The organism is Metabacillus litoralis, from assembly GCF_020524045.1.
Lineage (GTDB): Bacteria > Bacillota > Bacilli > Bacillales > Bacillaceae > Metabacillus > Metabacillus litoralis_C.
In genome coordinates this window covers 664,610-685,647 of record NZ_JAIVKL010000001.1, presented here as the reverse complement: position 1 = coordinate 685,647, position 21,038 = coordinate 664,610, and the positions used below count along the sequence as shown (strand labels likewise).

Sequence of the window (21,038 nt, the reverse complement as noted above, 5' to 3'; positions counted from 1 at the left end):
TAAGAGGGTAAAAAAGGAATGAACAGTTTAGAAAAGAATGTATAGGTAAGGATAAAAAGGAGAGTGATCAGGATTAAAAGCCATATAAAGGTTATTGTTTTTGATGTCTATGGCACACTTTATAACGTGCATTCTGTTGTTAAGAAATGTGATGAGTTATATCCTGGTAAGGGAAAAGAACTTAGTGAACTATGGAGAAGAAAACAACTTGAGTATTCTTTTTTGAGACAGCTTATGGGTACATATGAACCATTTCATAAAATTACAAAAGACGCTTTAATGTTTTCATGTAAAGCACTAGATTTGCCTTTCAATGAAGAAAAAACTCATTTGCTACTTGATGCTTATTTACATTTGACATTATTTGAGGAAGCTGAACAGGTGTTAAGTGTATTAAAAGATAAACAATTAGCTGTTTTTTCCAATGGGTCATTAGATATGTTAGAGCCATTGATTAAGGAATCTCCATTAAAAAGGATGGATATCACTATGATATCTGTGGATGAAGGTAAGGTTTTTAAACCAACATCTATGGCTTATCAGCTCGTACTAAAGAAGTTACATGTAAGTCGAGAAGAGGTTCTCTTTGTATCATCAAATACATGGGATATTGCAGGAGCGAAAAATTTTGGTTTTAATACAGCATGGATCAACCGCGAGGAAAAAGTTTTTGACCATTTAGATGTGTCACCAGATGATGAGTATAGTAATTTATTGTGTTTACTTGATGAAATAAGTGACCCTTTCTAAAGGCTTATATTAGGAATACAGAAAAGATACTCATATAAAGCCATGTTGTCATTATTGATTATTACTATTTTAATATTATAAAAAAGGAGAATAAATTTAATGAGAAAAATCGCCGTGTTAACAAGTGGAGGAGATTCACCAGGAATGAATGCAGCAGTTCGAGCTGTTGTTCGAAAAGGAATTCATGAGGGAATGGAAGTTTATGGTGTTTATCAAGGCTATGCTGGTTTAATGGAAGGCAACATCAAAAAACTTGAATTGGGTTCTGTAGGTGATATTATTCACCGTGGTGGGACAATTTTATATACTGCAAGATCTGAGGAATTCAAAAAAGACGAATCACAGCATAACGCAATAAAAATATTAAGAGATTTGGGAATTGAAGGTCTTGTAGTAATTGGTGGAGATGGATCCTATCGAGGAGCTGCTAAGCTTACAGAGAAGGGCTTTCCATGTGTTGGATTACCTGGAACAATAGATAATGATATTCCAGGAACAGACTATACAATTGGATTTGACACGGCTTTAAATACAGTTGTTGATAGTATTGATAAAATCCGTGATACAGCAACTTCACATGATCGAACATTTATAATTGAAGTTATGGGTCGTCATGCAGGAGATATTGCTCTATTTGCTGGGTTATCTGTAGGAGCTGAAACAATCCTGATCCCTGAAAGAGAATATGAACTTGATCAAGTGGTACAAAAACTAAATCAAGGAATTCAACGTGGCAAAAAGCATTCAATTATTGTATTAGCAGAAGGAGTTTGCTCAGCAAATGAATTAGCTCATAATATGAAAGAGAAATATTCACTTGAAACCCGTATTTCAGTTTTAGGTCATATTCAACGTGGTGGTTCACCAACAGGTTTTGATCGTGTTTTAGCATCACGTCTTGGTGCAAGAGCTGTTGAACTTCTTCAAGAGGGGAAATCAGGTAGAGCAATTGGTATGCAAAAACAACAAATTGTTGATCATGATATAATTGAAGTTTTAAAGCAAAAAGATCCTTTACCAGAAGGGGTTTATAAGTTATCTCAGGAATTATCCATTTAATTCAATAAATAGATAGAGGCTGACTTCATATGAAGTCAGCCTCTTTTACTCATCGCTAAGTCAAGAAACAGCATTTGATCAGTTCCTTAACCTAAGTATGTATTGTTTATAGAAGGTTTCATATTATCAACTTTTAAATCCTTTTTACTTGACGCAGATATAAGCCCTACCTCTCTTATATCGTTGCGGCTCCTAGGCCGCGCCACTTTTATAAAGCGTCATTATGGATTTCTTAGGTGTCAAAGTAGTAGCGCGCTACTTATGTAATACCCATATCGTTATTTGTAAAAACCTGTGTATAAACTATTTAATAATGATTTTTTTAGAGCTAAGTATGTATATGTAGTTGAGGGTTTTTTAGTGCAGGATTTGTTTAAATAGTGAGAGATTTTTAAAGTCGTATTGACAATTGAAAGGAAAAAGCTCCTCCCTATAGTTCTAGTTAGAATGTTGTGAGCCAGTTTTATTAACTAGAATTTTGAAATCCTTTTATTTGTATTTGAAACTTTTTTAAGTGAGCAAATAACTAAATGTGAAAGCAAAATGAAGGTGAGCTTTATAGCTTTATACTGCAGTGGATTTTGCAGTATGATCAGCTGATAAAACGTTATTTAATGTAAAAGTTCGGATATGATGACGAAGAAAACAATAGGCAATCATTTTGTCATGGCCGATCTTTTTTACCAAGACCTTTCTTTGTGAAACTTTACCATCATTTGATAGATAAATGATGGTAATTGGTTTGTTTTTTTGTAAACTAAATGTTAAAAAATAATTAATCATAACATTCTACACCTTTCATTTTGTTTGTTTGTATATAATCATTATATGCGAACATACATTCTTTTATCCAGTAAAAACGAACAAATTTTCGCCTTTTTTTAAGAGCTTTATTAAAGATTTTTAGAAATTTGTCGATTGGATTATATATTTTTCCACTGAAAATAATAGTGTAAAGGAAATCAACAATAAAGGATTAACAGAGACTTAAGAAAGGTAAGATCGTTTTTTGCGATTAAGTTGTTGTATTACTACATCGCATAAAGCTTTTATAAAAGAATTTGCCATATTTCTTTTCTCCATACGTATGATGATAAGAGCGATCATTTTGTACCTAGAGAAAGGGGAGAATGGTGTGAACGATAATAAGAAAGTAGAATTAATTCAAAAAATTTCAAATGATATTATAAGGATGTCTGTAAAAGATAGGCAAGGTAAGAGTATGAGTGAACATGAAAAGACAATTGAGTTACTTGCTAGAGCTATGTGCGACTTTTCGGTTATGTACTTATCTCCAGAATCAAATCATGAAGAAATTCTTAAAGGAACACTTGCTAAAGTGAAAATTGCTTATAATACGATTGAAGAGTCAAAAAAACCTTCAGTCATTATCAAAAGAATTTGAAGATGTGTTAAGAGGTGTTAGTAAGAGGCTGGGACATAATGAAAGATGTCATACAAAAAGACGTATAAACCTAAATTCAGTTAAGTTGAACGAAGCAAGTTCGTTTCATTACGCTGCAGACATAAGATTCGCCGGGGAGGAAGCTAAGCCTCGCCTGTTGGGTCTCAGCCTTTCCTCTGCACACGCAGGAGTCAAATGTCGTCCGCTATATTCCACTAGTTTTTAAAAATGGTATGCAAAATCAAAAAATCTAATTGAAGACAGCAGATAAAAACCCGAACTAACAGGAGAATGTTTCTTTTCCATATCACCTAATAATTCGGGTTTATTAATGTCTTTCATACTTATGTCCCAGCCACGTTATTAAGCCTCTTAATTTTCTTAAGAGGGAATGATAATGAGGTCTTAAAAATCAATCATTTACTAGATATGAGGTTTGCCTTGATGTTCTCTAGATATACTTAACTCATAAATACTAAAGACATTAATTTAGGAGGAAATAACTAAAATAGAACGTATGTTCCAAAAAGCGTTATTTTTATGATACAATTAGTTAGCAGTCATTGGGCTAACAAGCCCCTTGTGAAAGGGGGTGATACTTGTTGACGATTTTTGAAAGTTTAATTGTTATGTTCACGTTTGCCTCATTAATTGTTGCGATTCTAGCTTTTACGCAAAAAAAATAGACCTACTAGTAGGTCTAAAAAGTTTTCTTTTTTCAGTAAAGACTGCAGACTGTGGATGCGGTAACATCCACGGTCATTAATAATTATTATATCATAAAAGGAAATATGAGTAGAATTTATTAATGATCATTTTATATTTAATTTTTCTGAAAGGATTGTAAATTCATACTCTATATCAAAAAACATCGGAGTATTTTCATCTGTGTATAAAACAATTTTCCCTTCTTTTGCATGTGTCGAATCACAAATGAGAATAACCTCACTAATAATATCATTGAACCATTTATTTTTAACCTTTACTGGTTTAGTGAAAGTTAATTTGAAAAGATATCCTTCATTTGGCAATGGATTAGCTTCAACGGTTATTTTTTTTATAGATTTTATTGCTTTTTTCCCTTCTTTATCAAGTTCTAAAGAAGATTGAGATTCTGAAATCACTTTATTTGTTTTTAATTCCATAACCTTAATGTTTAATTCTTCAGCTTTAACTATGTGATTAACCAGAAAGGTTAGTGAAATGAGTAATAGTGTAATAAAAAATGCTTTTTTCCTCAAGTTATTCACCTCTTCCTAAGTATATCCATTCAATATAATTCAAATTAAAATTTCGTTTAATATTATGAATGAAAATTGCCATTCTATATATTAAGAGGTGATAAGATAAATGAAAAAGTTACTTGTGGTTTTTTTAAGTTTGTTTTTCCTTTTTGGATGTAAGCAAGATGATCAAGTTTCTCCAAGGACCTTTCTTATACCAGATGGATATACAGGTTGGGTAAAAGTTAAATATAATGCGGAAGTTGGACAAACTCTTAAAACATCAACTTCATCAAAGCTACAAGAATATCGTGTCAGTTCAACTGGAGTTGTTAAAACACCAGAACAGCATATTCATGAAGGCTGGGCAACAAACAAATATTTTTATATTAATAAAGATGGTCAGCGAAAAAAATTAATTCCTGGAAAGATGGTTCATGGATCTTCTAGTGGCAGAGAGTTAAGTGGAGGAACAACTGAATATTTTTTTGTAGGAACATCAAAGCAGTTTCACAAAGATCATTATCTTCCAAATGAATTTGACACAAGGTGAATATGCAGTAGAGATTTCAAGTAAATATCTCGATTTCTAAGCAGAAATCGACAAATGCATTGACGTTCGCACATAACTCCTGTACGATATGTAGGATTCAATAACAAAGGAGCTGTGGATTTCGTGAAGGAGTCCTTTGAAATAAAGAAAACATTAAATAACAATGTGCTAATTGTCGAACATAACCTATTTGGAGAAGTTGTGTTGATTGGTAAAGGAATCGGATTTGGGAAGAAAATAGGCGATGTCATTGATGAAGACGGCTATGACAAAATGTTCGTGTTGAAAAACAAAAAAGAACAAGAACAATACAAAATGCTTTTAACAGATATTGATGATGAAATGTTAGAAGCCGTCCAAGATGCCATTCAGTATATATCAGAGATGGTTGACCAACCAATTAATGAACATATCCATATTGCTTTAACAGATCATATCACTTTTGCTTTAAAGCGTTTACAACAAGGGATGGATATAAAAAACCCCTTTTTATTAGAAACGAAATCACTTTATCCTTTTGAATACAATCTTGCTAAAAATGTAGTAGAGCTTTTAAATCATAAATTAAATGTTATATTGCCAGAAGGTGAGATTGGATTTATCGCTTTACATATTCACAGTTCTATTTCAGATAAACCTCTTTCAGAAGTGAATCAATACTCTCAGTTGATTAGTAATCTAACTGAAGTTATTGAGGAATCATTAAAAATTAAAGTGGATCGTGAAAGTGTTAATTATTTAAGATTAATTCGCCATATCCGTCATACAATTGAAAGAATTAATACTGGGGAATCTGTGGCTGAACCAGAAAAATTATCATTACTCTTGAAAAGCGAATATCCATTATGCTACAATACTTCATGGAAAATGATAAAAGTAATGCAACAGGTTTTAAGAAAACCTGTTTATGAAGCAGAAGCAGTTTTCTTAACAATGCACTTATATCGATTAACAAATAAATAAATGTAACCGATATTTTTTTTCACGTGTTACTGATTCGATCAGGCATGAGTGAACAAAATGTTTTTATTTGCTGTTTTGGGGAAGTATACCTAATGACAGTTTAAAAACGTGTTCACTCATGCCTTTTTTGTGCATCTAAAACTAATTATTGCTAAATTAGGCAAGTCGTTTACGTAACAAAAAGTGATCTTTTCCGGTTTTTAAGTCTTAAACTGTATACGCTTCACACATGACTTTTATTATTAAAATTAATATTGAAAATAGGAGGTACAAGTATGTTTAAAAATGCGTTTGGCGTCTTACAGAAAGTTGGACGTGCATTAATGTTACCAGTAGCATTGTTACCTGCTGCAGGTTTATTACTTGCATTAGGTAATGCACTACAAAATGAAACACTTACAGATTTAGCACCATTCCTAACAAGCGATTGGGTTATTTTAATTGCTAGCGTTATGGAAAATGCAGGGAATATTGTTTTTTCTAATTTACCAGTGCTCTTTGCTGTAGGTGTTGCAATAGGCTTGGCAAATGGTGATGGTGTTGCAGGGATAGCTGCTTTAATTGGATACTTAATCATGAATGTAACAATGAGCAGTATTTTAAAAGGGGTTGGAACATTACCTGGTGGTGGTGTGGAATTAACAGAGTTCTTAGCAAATAATAGTGCAGCATATGGTAATGTACTAGGTATTCCAACATTACAAACCGGTGTATTTGGCGGTATTATCGTCGGTATTATTGCTGCTGCAATGTACAATCGATTCTTTACAATTGAATTACCCCAATACTTAGGATTTTTTGCAGGTAAACGATTTGTACCAATTGTAACTGCTGCTGCTGCAGTGTTACTTGGGATTGTCATGTACTTTGTTTGGCCTCCGATCCAAACTGGTTTAAATTCATTCTCTACAAATTTATTAGATGCAAACAGAACATTGGCTGCATTTATATTTGGTGTTATTGAGCGTTCATTAATTCCATTTGGGTTGCATCATATTTTCTATTCACCTTTCTGGTTCGAATTTGGAAGTTATGTAAATGCAGCAGGAGATACAGTTCGTGGTGATCAAACCATATTCTTTAATCAAATAAAAGATAATGTACAAGATTTAACGGCTGGTACGTTTATGACAGGTAAATTCCCATTCATGATGTTCGGTTTACCAGCTGCAGCATTAGCGATTTATCATGAAGCAAGACCTGAACATAAAAAGGTTGTTGCTGGATTAATGGGATCAGCAGCTTTAACTTCATTTTTAACAGGTATTACCGAGCCACTTGAATTCTCATTCTTATTCGTTGCTCCAGTGTTATTTGGTATTCATGCCATTTTTGCAGGACTATCTTTTATGGTTATGCACATGCTTGATGTTAAAATTGGTATGACATTCTCTGGTGGACTAATTGATTTCTTATTGTTTGGGGTATTAAACTCACAAACTAACTGGTGGTTAGTCATTCCTGTAGGTTTAGTGTTTGCGGTTATTTATTACTTCGGTTTCCGTTTTGCCATTCGTAAATGGAACCTTGCTACACCAGGACGTGAAGAAGCTGATGTAGAGACAGCAGATGAAAATGAAACAAAAACTACTGCTGGAGATCTACCATATCAAGTGTTAGAGTCATTCGGTGGTGCTGAGAATATTAAACATCTAGATGCTTGTATTACACGTTTACGTGTTACTGTTAATGATAGTAAAGGCGTAGATAAAAATCGTTTGAAAAAACTCGGTGCTTCTGGCGTTTTAGAAGTTGGAAATAATATTCAAGCAATCTTTGGACCAAAATCAGATAACTTAAAAACACAAATCCAAGATGTTATGTCTGGTAAGCGTCCTAAAGCATCGAAAACACACTCTCAAGAAAAAGAAGTACAAGAGCAAGTTGAGGATGTTGTGGCAGATGGTTTGAAAAACGAAGTGAAAGATGAGACATTTATTGCACCAATTACAGGTGAAATAAAGTCAATTACTGAGGTTCCAGATCAAGTTTTCTCAGGGAAAATGATGGGTGATGGTTTTGCAATTTTACCTTCAAATGGAACAGTTGTGTCACCAGTAAACGGTAAGATTTTAAATGTTTTTCCTACTAAGCATGCGATTGGATTACAATCTGAAGGTGGGAAAGAAATCTTAATCCATTTTGGAATTGATACAGTTAACCTTAAAGGTGAAGGGTTTGAAGCATTTGTTCAAGAAGGTGATGTTGTTGAACAAGGACAAAAACTACTTGAAGTTAACCTTGATTATGTAAAACAACATGCTCCTTCTGTGATAACACCAATTGTATTTACGAATCTAAAAGAGAACCAAACAATTAGTATACAAGCTAAAGGGAAAATTACGGCTAAAGATTCAGATATTATATCCATTGAAGGTTAATAAAAAAATCGCCACACTTGTTTTTTAAAGTGTGGCTGATAAAATAATATCTTGAAGATAAATGAATGAATTTAAAGGAGATTGATTAAAAATGGCAGAAAAAACTTTTACAGTAACAGCAGAAACAGGAATTCATGCACGTCCAGCAACAGTTTTAGTTCAAACAGCAAGTAAATATGATGCTGATGTTAACTTAGAATACAACGGTAAAACAGTTAACCTTAAATCAATTATGGGTGTTATGAGCTTAGGAATTCCACAAGGATCTCAAATTAAAATTATAGCTGCTGGAACAGATGCTGATGAAGCGATCGAAGGTATTGGTCAAACGTTGAAAAATGAGGGGCTTGGCGAATAATATGAGTAACCTTCTAAAAGGAATAGGTGCTTCTGCAGGAATTGCAATTGCAAAAGCGTACCGTCTAGAAGAGCCTGAACTTACGATTGAAAAAAGAGAAATTGCAGATAAAGACTTAGAAAAAAATCGTTTTGAACAAGCAATTGATAAATCAAAAGCAGAATTAGAGAAAATTAAAGACCATGCGAATCGTGAATTAGGTAAGGATAAGGCTGAAATTTTTGCTGCACACTTACTTGTATTAAGTGATCCTGAATTGCTTAATCCTGTCCTAGATCGGATTAACACAGAAGCTGTTAATGCTGAATTTGCAATGAAAGAAACTGCTGATATGTTTGTAACGATGTTTGAATCTATGGACAATGAATATATGAAAGAACGTGCAGCAGATATTCGTGATGTAACAAAGCGTGTTATTGCACATTTACTTGGTGTGCAAATTCCAAATCCAAGCTTAATTTCTGAAGAAGTAGTGATCATTGCTGAAGATTTAACACCATCTGATACAGCGCAATTAAATCGACAATTTGTTTTGGGATTTACTACAGATATTGGTGGACGTACTTCTCATTCAGCTATTATGGCACGTTCAATGGAGATTCCTGCTGTAGTTGGTACAAAGCATGCTACAGAAAAAATTGAAAATGATGTAATGGTCATTGTTGATGGACTTGATGGTGATGTGATTATCAACCCAACTTCAGAAGAAATTGCTCATTACGAAGATAAGAAAGCTAAATATGAATCACAAAAAGCAGAGTGGGCAAAATTAGTAAATGAACCAACTGTTTCTAAAGATGGACACCATGTTGAGCTTGCAGCTAATATCGGAACGCCTAATGATGTAAAAGGTGTGCTTGAAAATGGCGGAGAAGCTGTTGGATTATATCGTACAGAGTTCTTATATATGGGAAGAGATCAACTACCAACTGAAGACGAGCAATTTGATGCTTACAAAACTGTTCTTGAAAGAATGGAAGGAAAGCCAGTAGTTGTTCGAACTTTAGATATAGGTGGAGATAAAGAATTACCATATTTAAATCTTCCGAAAGAAATGAATCCTTTCCTAGGATTTAGAGCCATTCGTTTATGTCTAGAAGAACAAGATATTTTCCGTACACAGCTTCGCGCTCTATTACGTGCTAGTAGCTTTGGTAATTTGAAAATAATGTTTCCTATGATTGCAACACTGACTGAATTCAGAGAAGCAAAGGCAATTCTTTTAGAAGAAAAAGAAAAGCTTGTTGCAAATGGTACAAACGTTTCAGATTCTATTGAAATCGGAATCATGGTAGAAATTCCTTCAACAGCTGTTATGGCTGATACATTTGCAAAAGAAGTAGATTTCTTTAGCATAGGTACTAATGATTTAATTCAATATACAATGGCAGCAGATCGTATGAACGAACGTGTTTCATATTTATATCAGCCTTATAATCCGGCTATTTTACGCTTAATCTCTATGGTTATTGATGCAGCGCATAAAGAAGGAAAATGGGCAGGTATGTGTGGAGAAATGGCAGGAGATCCGATTGCTATTCCATTGTTACTTGGATTAGGTTTAGATGAGTTCTCAATGAGTGCAACATCTATCCTGCCAGCTAGAACTCAAATCAAAGGTCTTTCTAAAGAACAAGCACAAAGCATGAAAGAAACTGTTTTATCAATGACTACAACTGAAGAAGTTGTCGCTTTTGTAAAAGAGACGTTTAATGTTGAATAATTAATTAAGGAGACAGGTAAAATGCCTGTCTCTTTTGCTTTTCTTTCTGCATTAAATTTAGATATATTCTTACTATTTAAGGAGTAATACAGAAGAAAAGATAAAATTAATTAAGAATTACATACATATTTCTGTCCTATTAGAATGAACCTATAAAGAAGATTCAAGCACGTAAGAGGAGATGATTTTTTATGGGAGATTTTCACGTAGGTGATCAAGTGTATGTGATTTATCGAAATCCACATGCTGCTGTTGTAGCAAATATCGAAAAGGCGGAAGTTGTCGAACATCCGAAAAATCCCCGTGAATTGGCGCTATTTCTTCATGATGCTTATCATCCACTTGCTGAAGATGATGCTATATTTTCTAGTTTTGAGGAAGCAGAGGATTTGTATAACGAAATATTTGATTATCAACAGTATGATTGAAAAGAAGCGATATCTTGCTTCTTTTTTTTATGGGAAAAGAGGATAAGAAATATTCTTTTACGAAGACAGCGGTCTTTTTTCAATATAAACGATCTGAAATTGTACAGTGAGATAAAAGGAAATATTTTTACCGGTTATCACTAATGTTTTTGACAAAGGTTAATACGTATAGACACTAACTATATAAGTAGAAAGAAGGTAAAAAATGATTAAGCCTTTTGTTCCTCAATTAGTTTATATAGAGCCAAGAGCTTTAGAATATCCTCGTGGTGTTGAATTGAAAGAGAAATTTGAAAACATGGGATTGGAAATAAGAGAGACAACATCACATAATCAAGTTCGTAATATCCCAGGTAAAAATCATCTTCAACAATATCGAACAGCAAAATCCACTTTAGTAGTTGGTGTTAGAAAAACACTAGATTTTGATACATCTAAACCATCTGCTGAGTATGCAATTCCATTAGCCACTGGATGTATGGGGCATTGTCATTATTGCTATTTACAAACAACTATGGGAAGTAAACCATATATACGTACTTATGTGAATGTTGACGAAATTTTAGATCAAGCAAAAACCTACATGGAGGAACGTGCACCTCAAGTAACAAGGTTTGAGGCTTCTTGTACATCAGATATTGTAGGAATTGATCATTTAACACATTCTCTAAAATCAGCCATAGAATTTTTTGGGCAAACTGATATGGGAAGATTACGCTTTGTCACAAAGTTTCATCATGTTGACCATTTATTAGACGCAAAGCATAATGGGAAAACTCGTTTTCGTTTTAGCATAAATGCTGATTTTGTTATTAAAAACTTTGAACCTGGAACATCTCCACTTGATCAACGAATAGAAGCTGCAGTTAAGGTAGCAAAAGCAGGATATCCATTAGGTTTTATCGTTGCACCAATTTACATTCATGAAAATTGGCAGGAAGGATACAAAAATCTTTTTGAAAAACTTGATGCATCACTTCCATCTGATGTTCGTAATGATATTACATTTGAGATGATTCAGCACAGATTTACAAAGCCAGCAAAAAGGGTTATCCAGAAGAACTATCCTAAAACAAAGCTTGAATTAAATGAAGAAGAAAGAAGATATAAATGGGGAAGATATGGTATCGGTAAATATATTTATCAAAAAGACCAAGAGCAGGAACTTAGAGAAACTCTAGAAGATTATGTTGATCATTATTTTCCTAGTGCTAAAGTTGAATATTTCACTTAAAAATTTTAAGACAATAAAAAAGGCTCTTTTCTGAACGATTGTTGCTATGAAACCAAAATTCGGAGTGAAAACAGTTTTTTCCACTATATGGATACTAATTTATGATGAAAAGATGCCACTAGACTTAATACAGTGCTGATTGCTTCGGGTATTTAAAAGCAACAAAGTTTGCGAAAACAGCTTTATAAAAAGAAGTTACTTACTAAATATAACGAAGCCCTCATATAGTTTAATGAGGGTTTTTGTTTTAAAAGCTATAAATAGTTGTTTAGGATCAACAACAATGGTTAATAGAGCTTTTTTTGAATATAACATGTTAAAATATGTATATAATCTTAAAGGGGTGTAAAAGAAATGGAATTAGGATTAAGTGGGAAAAATGCTTTAATTATTGCTTCAAGTCAAGGACTAGGCAAAGCAATTGCTAAAAAATTAGCTGAACAAGGTGTAAATGTCATGATCTCTAGCAGAGAAGAAAATAAATTAGAGGTTGTAAAAAATGAAATTCTGGAGCAAAGCAAAGGGAAAATAAAATATAAAGCATGTGATATAAAAAACAATAAGGACATTCAAGAACTTGTAGCTACCACTATTCATGAGTTTGGTTCGATCGATTTATTAGTAAATAATGCAGGAGGACCACCAGCTGGAACCTTCGAAGATATGACAGATGAAGATTGGCAACATTCGTTTGAATTAAATCTATTAAGCTATATTCGTATGATAAGAGAAGTATTACCTCACATGAAAAATAATGGATCTGGTAAAATAGTGAATATTGCATCTTCATCTGTAAAAGAACCGATCCCAGGTTTAATTTTATCAAATACATTTAGAACTGGTATTGTCGGTTTAACAAAAACCCTAGCAACAGAACTTGCTAGTTATCAAATATTAATAAATACGGTAGCACCTGGTAGAATTTCTACTGATAGAGTGGCATTCTTAGATGAAACTGCTGCAAAAAAACATGGCCTAACAATTGAAGAAATGCAAAGGAAAGTAAAAAGTACAATTCCTTTAGGTAGATATGGTGAACCAGAAGAGTTTGCAAATTATGTGAGCTTTCTGTTATCAGATCTAAATACTTATATGACTGGACAAACATTTTTGATCGACGGTGGAATGGTGAAGTCTATATAACGGCTGATATTGAAAGATAAATTCGTATTTTTAAGAAGGGGATACAATGATTATTTATCCAACACTTAATACAAAAGCTATTATTGGAGTTACAGCTCCTTCTTCAGGAGTGCCATCAGAATTACATCAAATGTTTAATCAAGCTGTAGCAAGAATGGAAGAAAGAAATTATTCAGTTGTTTGTAAGAATACAGTTTGGGCTCAGTATAAAGCGAAATCTGCTCCAGCACAGGTACGTGCTGACGAATTAAACGATTTACTACAGGATGAAAAAATCAGCATAATCTTCCCTCCATGGGGTGGAGAATTACTTATAGAGATCCTTGAATACATAGAATTTGAGAAAATGAAACCTAAGTGGATTTTAGGCTATTCAGATACTAGTGCTCTTTTATTGGCAATAACTTTAAAGACAGGAATTGCAACTGCACATGGAACAAATTTGGTTGATATTAGAGGAGTAACTTCTGATTCAACTACAGCAATGTGGGAAAGTGTTTTGAAAACAAACGCTGGTGAATCTGTCATCCAAAGTTCTTCAATGCATTATCAAAAACACTGGCAGCATGATAACCCCACTTCACATGTTTTTCATTTAACAGAACCAACTAAATGGAAAACCATTGATAACCAAAATACAATAATAAATGGTCGTTTACTTGGTGGGTGTATTGATATTATTCGTCATCTTGTTGGTACACCTTATGGTGAAGTTGATAGATTTTACGAATATATGAAACCAAATGAAACAATAATCTGGTATTTCGAAAACTGTGATTTATCTAGTACAGATTTACGTAGATCACTCGTTCAATTAAGACTTGCTGGTTGGTTTGAAAGATGTTCTGGCATCATGTTTGGTAGAAGTGCGGCTAACCAGCCAGTAAATTTTTATGAAGAACAAGATGTTTATATAGATCTTGCTTCTGAGCTGAACGTACCAATTATTTATGATATAGATTGTGGTCATGTTCCCCCACAAATGACGTTGATTAATGGTTGCTTTGCTAAGGTAGAAGTTGAAAATGGAAAAGGTACAATTACACAGTATTTTATATAGATATTTGTTGTTTTCAGAAAAGAGCAAAAGTATTGTAGGTGAAATTTGAAATAAAGGAGAAAGATGTAAAATGAAACAAACAATTGGATTTATTGGTTTAGGTGTTATGGGAAAAAGTATGGCAAGCCATATATTACAAGCAGGCCATAAATTAAATGTCTATACGAGAACGAAAGAAAAAGCTACAGATTTATTAGAGGCAGGGGCTATTTGGAAGAATACAGTTAAAGAGCTTGCAGAAGAAAGTAATGTTATTATAACGATTATTGGTTATCCACAAGATGTTGAACAAATGTATTTGGGCGAAAATGGACTTGTTCAATCAGCAAATCCCGGGACTTATCTTATTGATATGACAACGTCTCAACCATCATTAGCAAAAAAGATATATGAAGAAGCAAAAAAGAAAAATATTCATGTGTTAGATGCTCCAGTTTCAGGTGGAGATATTGGGGCAAAAGAGGCTCGTTTGGCTATTATGGTCGGTGGAGATCAAAAAGCGTATGATTATTGCTTGCCATTATTTGAACTAATGGGACAAAACATTGTGTATCAAGGAGAAGCAGGTTCTGGACAGCATACGAAAATGTGTAATCAAATTGCGATTGCATCTGGAATGATTGGTGTTTGTGAAGCGATCACATATGCAGAGAAATCTGGATTAAATCCAGAATCTGTTTTAAAAAGTATTTCAACAGGAGCTGCAGGAAGTTGGTCTTTGAGTAACTTAGCTCCAAGGATGCTTAAGGATGATTACGAACCAGGCTTTTTTGTAAAACATTTTATTAAGGATATGGGAATTGCATTAGAGGAAACAAATAATTTTAAAATGGATGCACCAGGCTTAGAGCTTGCTCACAAGTTATATAATGAATTAGCAGAATCAGGTGATGAAAATAAAGGAACACAAGCTTTAATTAAGTTATGGAAATCTTAATAAGAGATCTATTGAGTAGTGATTCAACTCCATATAATTTATTGCTTGAAGCAGATCCTTCTATAAATAAAGTAAATCGTCATCTTTCAAAGGGGAAGTGTTTTGTCTCAATATATAGCTCTGAGATTGTTGGTATCATCATCATAAATGAAAAAAATACACATGAAAATGAAATTGTTAATCTTGCTGTACTTGAAAAGTTTAGAGGCAAAGGTATAGCAAAAAAACTGATTAAATATGCAGTTGATTACTCAAGAAACAAAGGTAAAAAATCAATTTTTGTAGGAACAGGAAATTCCAGTCTTAACCAACTAGCTCTTTATCAAAAATGTGGATTTCGATTGGACCATATAATAATAAATTATTTTATTGAGAATTACGATCATGACATTATTGAAAATGGTATCACATGTGTTGATTTGGTCATGCTAAAAAAATCAATAATAAACATAAAGGGAATTTGAAACTTTTTGTTGAGAAAAACGTCTAATATAAAAGACAATGTGATTTGTTTACATTGTCTTTTGTTTATGTACGTTATAGGTTCTTCCATTAACTAGGCCTCCGTTTGAAACGTTCTTTCTCAGCTGGAGCACTCATACCCTCTAAACTACAAACAAATAATTCTCAAATATCATCATTGGAATGAAATTTAACATAGCTATAAAAAGATCTGTTTCACATTTATTTCAAATTGTGTACGATAACTTCCGACTAGGATATGTTAAAATAAAGAGTAAACGAAAACTACTCAAGTATTCAAGAATACGTATGATCATATGTTTCGTTTATTAACGATTTTTAGAAAACTGCCAAACTAAATAATAAACTAAATTCTATTAGTATAAATAGTAAAATGAGGAGGATAAAGCTTTGACAGAACAAAATACAAATGCATCAGAGCAACGTAAATTAAGAAAATCACGTTATGTACGAATTAATGTTTTCTTTTTTCTAGTGTTTATCTTATTTGTTGCCCTTGTTGTCCGTTTAGGTGTAGTACAAATTGTACAAGGAGAAGAATTCTCCAAAGAAGTATCTAGAACAGAATCAGATTATGCTCGTTTACCAGCTCCAAGAGGAAAAATGTATGATCGCTATAATCGAGTTGTTGTCGATAATAAAAGTGTACCGGCAATCACTTATACTGTAGACAAAACAACGAAAACACAAGATAAAATTGATACAGCAAAAAAGCTTTCACAGTTTATTAGCTATGACCCAGAATTCCTAACTGAAGAACTAAAAGACCGAGATATACGTGATTATTGGTTAGCATCAAATCCTGAAGAAGCAAAAGATCTACTTTCAGAAAAGGAATTAAAACTAAAACCGTCTGAGACGTATAAATTACAAGTCGAACGTGTAAAAGAAAAAGATATTGAGGCAATTAAAGCAAATCAAGAGGAAAAAGAACTTGCTTATATGTACACTCGTTTTTCTTCTGGTTATCAATATGAACCACAGGTAGTAAAATCATTAAACTTAACAGATAAAGAAGTCTCTAGCGTAGCGGAAAACCTTGAACAATTGCCAGGTATTGATGTAATCACAGATTGGGATCGTGAAAATCCATACGGTGAATATCTTCAAACAATCTTTGGTGGTGTAACATCACCAGAACAAGGAATATTGGAATCTCGTGCTGATTATTATACAGCTAGAGGATATGCACGAAATGAGCGAGTAGGAAAAAGTTATCTTGAATATCAATATGAAGATTATTTAAATCCACGTAAAGCAAAGGTAGAGTATGTTTCTGATAAAAGTGGAAATATTGTTACTCAAAAAGTAGTCGATGAAGGACAGCGAGGGTATGATCTAAAGCTTTCATTTGATATGGAATTACAGATGGAAGTGGAAAAGATTGTAGAAGAAGAATTACGAAAAGCAAGTGCTGGTCACCATTTAATGGATCGTGCATTTGTTGTAATGATGGATCCACATCAAGGTGATGTGCTAGCAATGGTAGGTAAGCAATTGAATCCAGATGACAGAAGTGGAGATATGCTAGATTTCGCTTATGGTACATTTGCCACTCAGTATGAAGCAGGATCAACTGTAAAAGGTGCAACAGTTCTTTCAGGGTATCAAGATGGAATGCCACTTAATCAATATTATATTGATCGTACATTGAACTTCAAAGGAACACCACCAAAAAGTTCCTACAGAACTTTAGGCGGCATGACTGACTTAAGCGCCTTAAAACTTTCATCAAACGTTTATATGTTTTTTGTTGCTATGAGAATTGCTGATGTAGATTATGTGCCAAATGGACCGTTAAATGCATCATTAGAGGATTTTCAAACATTGCGTAATTATTTTGCACAATTTGGTTTAGGGGTACCTACGGGTGTAGATTTACCACAAGAATCGTCAGGGTTAATGAGCACCCCAGATAACCCAGGTAAGTTATTAGATATCTCAATAGGGCAGTTTGATACGTACACACCGTTACAATTAGCACAATATGTATCAGTTATTGCAAATGGTGGATCTCGTGTTCAACCAAGAATTGTTACTAGCATTCATGCTCCTGTTGAAGAATCTGAGTTAGGGCCAATCGTGGTTGATAAAGCACCAAATGTTTTGAATAGGGTTAATAATACCCCAGAACAAATTGCACAAGTCCAAAAAGGATTTAGACTTGTTGTTACTTCTGGTACTGGAAAAAGTATAAAATACGATGTAGCTGGTAAAACAGGGACATCTCAAACATTGTATTATGGTCCAAAAAGAGAGTATTGGGGTAGAGAAACTAATAATCTGAATTTTGTTGGTTATTATCCCTCAGACAAACCAGAGGTAGCTTTCAGTGTTGTAGTGCCATGGGCAAGTAATGACGAAGACCCTGTAAATAAAACTATTACGAATCGTATCATTGAAGCATACATTAACCTTCAAAAGAAATATTTAACAACAACAGATATCGAATCTACAAAACAAGACACAGCAAAGAAAGAAGAAGAGGAGTAATTCTCTTCTTCTTTTTTTACGTTGTTGAGAAAGAATTTGGGCTTTGCTTTTATTTTCTAATCACATAAAAATCACACACATTTGAAACAATAAACAAGTGATACCTATTATTAAAGCTCATAGATCAGTTCATCTACAAACAAATATAAATGGGCTTATAACTAAAGGAGTGTTGTAAAATGGCAAAGCGTACAAAGAAAAATGATCCACAGCAAAAAAATAAAAAAGGCTTTGATTCAAGTGTGATTGATTCAGAATTTAGTCATGAAGTAGGAAGTACGGATACGAACAAAATTCATAAAGATAAAGCAAAAAAAGAAAAGGCATCAAAAAACAATGGTGAATATAAAGGATAATAAAAAGAATGGATCATAAGTATTTATACTAATGATATCCCCGAATGATTAGAAAAAATTTTAATTGATTTTTGTCTAATCGTTCGGGTCTTTTTTGCTGATTGCAATTAATTTTTTGATTTTGTATACACTTTTTAAGAACTAGTGGAATAGAAATGCTTCGGTAAGTAGAAGAAAAACTACCGAGAAGGATCAGTTTTCTGCCCTGTTTAAAGCGAGTGTTTGGAGCGCAAAGAAAAGAAATGTTTTTTCAGCTTCATTGATCAGTAGAAACAGTGTGATTTATTGAATATTTTAGAAAAAGAAAGGTTTATCTGTCTTTTTGGAAGTTTTCTTTCTCTCTAATTGAAATAAAGAGACTTTTTGAAAATAATAGTTGAATAGTTACATTGTTTCATACTATGATAAATACATACCAACCGGTTAGTAAGTGTGAAAGGAGAGAATTTATGAATTTTTCATATTCAAAGAAGGTAATTGATCTTCAAGAGAGAATACAATCATTTATGGAGGAATATATTTATCCGAATGAACATTTGTTTGAGCAGCAACTAAATGAACAAGAAACAAGATGGAGTCATGTTCCACCTATTATTGAAGAATTAAAGGAAAAAGCAAGATCAACAGGACTTTGGAATTTGTTTTTGCCAAACAGTGAGTATGGAGCAGGTTTAACAAATGTTGAATATGCCCCTTTATGTGAAATTATGGGTCGTTCACTCATTGCTCCAGAAGTGTTTAACTGTAATGCACCTGATACGGGCAATATGGAGGTATTAGAAAGGTATGGTACAGAGGAGCAAAAACAGCAATGGCTAAAGCCTTTATTAGCAGGTGAAATTCGCTCGTGCTTTTCTATGACAGAGCCTGAAGTAGCCTCCGCTGATGCAACAAATATTTGTTCAACAATTGAAAAAGATGGAAATGACTACATTATTAACGGACGAAAATGGTGGTCTTCTGGTGCGGGTGATCCTCGTTGTAAAATGGCTATCGTAATGGGAAAATCAAACCCAGATTCACCAAAGCATGAACAGCAATCGATGATTATTGTTCCGCTTGGTACTCCAGGTGTAAAAATTGAAAGAATGCTACCTGTTTTTGGGTATGATCATGCACCACATGGTCATGCTGAAATCACATTTGACTCGGTTCGTGTGCCAGCATCAAATATGATTTTAGGAGAAGGAAAAGGTTTTGCGATTGCTCAAGGTAGATTAGGTCCCGGAAGAATTCATCATTGTATGCGGTTAATAGGAGCTGCTGAACGTGCTCTTGAATTATTATGTAAGCGCGTACAAGATCGCGAAGCTTTTGGCAAAACACTTTCACAGCAGGGAGTGATTAAAGAGTGGATTGCAGATTCTAGGATAGAAATTGAACAGGCTAGACTACTAACCTTAAAAGCAGCATACATGATGGATACTGTTGGAAATAAGGAAGCAAAATCTGAAATTGCAATAATTAAGGTAGTCGCTCCAAAAATGGCATTGCAGGTACTCGATCGCGCAATACAAGCTTTTGGTGGTGCTGGTGTGAGTGATGATTTTCCTCTTGCTGCACAATGGGCAAATGCTAGAACTTTAAGAATTGCAGATGGTCCTGATGAAGTTCATCGTGCACAGATTGCAAAATTAGAGTTGAAAAGACATAAAAACACATTTGCACAGGAGGGAAAATAATGCATATTAGAGATTTATTTGATTTGACTGGGAAAACAGCAATCATTACGGGAGGTGGTAGAGGACTAGGTGAACAAATAGCGGAAGGCCTAGCAGAAGCAGGAGCTAATATTGTGTTATGTTCACGTAAGCAAGAAGCATGTATAGAAGTAGCAAACCGATTAGCAACAAATGGGGTAAAAGCAATAGGTTTAAAATGCGATGTGACGAACCAAGAAGATGTTCAAAAAGTAGTAAAAGAAACGATAAATGAGTTTGGTCAAATCGATATATTAGTTAATAATAGTGGTGCAACATGGGGTGCACCTGCTGTAGATATGCCAATTCAAGCATGGGAAAAAGTGATAGATGTTAATGTAACAGGTACTTTTTTAATGAGTCAAGAAGTTGGTAAGCATATGATTAAACAAAGAAGTGGTAAAATTATTAACATTTCTTCTATAGCTGGTCTTGGTGGAACAGATCCGGAGTTTATGGATACTATTGCATATAATACTAGTAAAGGAGCGGTTATCACCTTTACAAAAGACCTAGCAGCAAAGTGGGGACAATATAACATTAATGTTAATTCAATTGCACCTGGATTTTTTCCAACTAAAATGTCAACGGCAATTATCGAAAATGGCAATGAATATTTTATAAATAGAACACCACTCAAACGGTATGGATCAAATCAAGATTTAAAAGGTGCAGCCGTTTTTCTAGCAACAAAAGCATCTGACTATGTGACAGGTGATGTATTAGTTGTAGATGGTGGTATGGACATTATGTAAACAAATAGAATAATAGCTTAACAATTTGTATTAA

General features: G+C 33.7%; 21 protein-coding genes. 19 read left to right on the top strand and 2 right to left on the bottom strand.

Features of this window, described 5'->3' with window-relative positions:
- Positions 1–63 precede the first annotated feature (63 nt).
- Entirely contained in the window at positions 64–750 is a 687-nt protein-coding gene (locus LC076_RS03230) for a haloacid dehalogenase type II (RefSeq protein ID WP_319005472.1), read from the top strand.
- Between the two features lie 99 nt (positions 751–849).
- A complete protein-coding gene (pfkA, locus tag LC076_RS03225; protein WP_226666101.1) occupies positions 850–1,809 on the top strand; it encodes a 6-phosphofructokinase in 960 nt (319 codons plus the stop codon).
- 564 nt (positions 1,810–2,373) lie between these two features.
- On the opposite strand, the gene LC076_RS03220 is transcribed toward pfkA, so the two are convergent.
- Positions 2,374–2,592 carry a hypothetical protein gene (locus LC076_RS03220; RefSeq protein WP_226666099.1) on the bottom strand — a complete coding sequence of 73 codons (219 nt, stop codon included), beginning with the start codon at positions 2,590–2,592 and terminating at the stop codon, positions 2,374–2,376.
- A gap of 352 nt (positions 2,593–2,944) precedes the next feature.
- Here LC076_RS03220 and LC076_RS03215 point away from each other — a divergent pair, with 352 nt between their 5' ends.
- Together LC076_RS03215 and LC076_RS24465 are read left to right on the top strand one after the other, a co-directional pair.
- Positions 2,945–3,214 carry a hypothetical protein gene (locus LC076_RS03215; RefSeq protein WP_226666097.1) on the top strand — a complete coding sequence of 90 codons (270 nt, stop codon included), beginning with the start codon at positions 2,945–2,947 and terminating at the stop codon, positions 3,212–3,214.
- Positions 3,215–3,813: 599 nt separating this feature from the next.
- Positions 3,814–3,900 (top strand): putative holin-like toxin, encoded by an 87-nt coding sequence (locus LC076_RS24465; protein ID WP_413465933.1) that lies wholly within the window; start codon positions 3,814–3,816, stop codon positions 3,898–3,900.
- A gap of 126 nt (positions 3,901–4,026) precedes the next feature.
- Here the strand turns inward: LC076_RS24465 and LC076_RS03205 are convergent, their stop codons facing one another.
- Entirely contained in the window at positions 4,027–4,455 is a 429-nt protein-coding gene (locus LC076_RS03205; RefSeq protein WP_226666095.1) for a hypothetical protein, read from the bottom strand.
- 109 nt (positions 4,456–4,564) lie between these two features.
- Between LC076_RS03205 and LC076_RS03200 the strand changes: the two genes are divergently transcribed.
- The 15 genes from LC076_RS03200 (at position 4,565) to LC076_RS03130 (ending at position 21,004) form a co-directional block, all read left to right on the top strand.
- Entirely contained in the window at positions 4,565–4,990 is a 426-nt protein-coding gene (locus LC076_RS03200) for a DUF6843 domain-containing protein (protein WP_226666094.1), read from the top strand.
- Between the two features lie 123 nt (positions 4,991–5,113).
- Positions 5,114–5,953, top strand: coding sequence for a glucose PTS transporter transcription antiterminator GlcT (gene glcT / locus LC076_RS03195; protein WP_226666092.1), 840 nt, complete (start codon positions 5,114–5,116; stop codon positions 5,951–5,953).
- 275 nt (positions 5,954–6,228) lie between these two features.
- A complete protein-coding gene (gene ptsG, locus LC076_RS03190) occupies positions 6,229–8,334 on the top strand; it encodes a glucose-specific PTS transporter subunit IIBC (protein WP_226666091.1) in 2,106 nt (701 codons plus the stop codon).
- 91 nt (positions 8,335–8,425) lie between these two features.
- A complete protein-coding gene (locus LC076_RS03185; RefSeq protein WP_226666089.1) occupies positions 8,426–8,692 on the top strand; it encodes a phosphocarrier protein HPr in 267 nt (88 codons plus the stop codon).
- A 1-nt stretch (position 8,693) separates the two neighbouring features.
- Positions 8,694–10,415, top strand: a complete 1,722-nt coding sequence (gene ptsP / locus LC076_RS03180; RefSeq protein WP_226666088.1) for a phosphoenolpyruvate--protein phosphotransferase — start codon at positions 8,694–8,696, stop codon at positions 10,413–10,415.
- Positions 10,416–10,606: 191 nt separating this feature from the next.
- On the top strand, positions 10,607–10,843 hold the full coding sequence (locus LC076_RS03175) for a transcriptional regulator SplA domain-containing protein (protein ID WP_226666087.1): 237 nt from the start codon (positions 10,607–10,609) through the stop codon (positions 10,841–10,843).
- A 205-nt stretch (positions 10,844–11,048) separates the two neighbouring features.
- Complete coding sequence (splB, locus tag LC076_RS03170; RefSeq protein WP_226666086.1) at positions 11,049–12,077, top strand: spore photoproduct lyase; 1,029 nt, start codon at positions 11,049–11,051, stop codon at positions 12,075–12,077.
- A 354-nt stretch (positions 12,078–12,431) separates the two neighbouring features.
- Positions 12,432–13,220, top strand: a complete 789-nt coding sequence (locus LC076_RS03165; protein WP_226666085.1) for an SDR family oxidoreductase — start codon at positions 12,432–12,434, stop codon at positions 13,218–13,220.
- Positions 13,221–13,266: 46 nt separating this feature from the next.
- Positions 13,267–14,280: a S66 peptidase family protein gene (locus LC076_RS03160; protein ID WP_226666084.1), complete on the top strand. Its 1,014-nt coding sequence runs from the start codon at positions 13,267–13,269 to the stop codon at positions 14,278–14,280.
- A 70-nt stretch (positions 14,281–14,350) separates the two neighbouring features.
- Positions 14,351–15,217 carry an NAD(P)-dependent oxidoreductase gene (locus LC076_RS03155; RefSeq protein WP_226666083.1) on the top strand — a complete coding sequence of 289 codons (867 nt, stop codon included), beginning with the start codon at positions 14,351–14,353 and terminating at the stop codon, positions 15,215–15,217.
- Between the two features lie 11 nt (positions 15,218–15,228).
- Positions 15,229–15,681 (top strand): GNAT family N-acetyltransferase, encoded by a 453-nt coding sequence (locus LC076_RS03150; RefSeq protein ID WP_226666082.1) that lies wholly within the window; start codon positions 15,229–15,231, stop codon positions 15,679–15,681.
- A gap of 409 nt (positions 15,682–16,090) precedes the next feature.
- Entirely contained in the window at positions 16,091–18,193 is a 2,103-nt protein-coding gene (locus tag LC076_RS03145; protein ID WP_226666081.1) for a peptidoglycan D,D-transpeptidase FtsI family protein, read from the top strand.
- 179 nt (positions 18,194–18,372) lie between these two features.
- Positions 18,373–18,549, top strand: a complete 177-nt coding sequence (locus tag LC076_RS03140; RefSeq protein ID WP_162987278.1) for a hypothetical protein — start codon at positions 18,373–18,375, stop codon at positions 18,547–18,549.
- 449 nt (positions 18,550–18,998) lie between these two features.
- A complete protein-coding gene (locus LC076_RS03135; protein ID WP_226666080.1) occupies positions 18,999–20,231 on the top strand; it encodes an acyl-CoA dehydrogenase in 1,233 nt (410 codons plus the stop codon).
- On the top strand, positions 20,231–21,004 hold the full coding sequence (locus LC076_RS03130) for an SDR family oxidoreductase (protein WP_226666078.1): 774 nt from the start codon (positions 20,231–20,233) through the stop codon (positions 21,002–21,004). The genes LC076_RS03135 and LC076_RS03130 overlap by 1 nt, the downstream gene beginning before the upstream one ends.
- Positions 21,005–21,038: the final 34 nt, after the last annotated feature.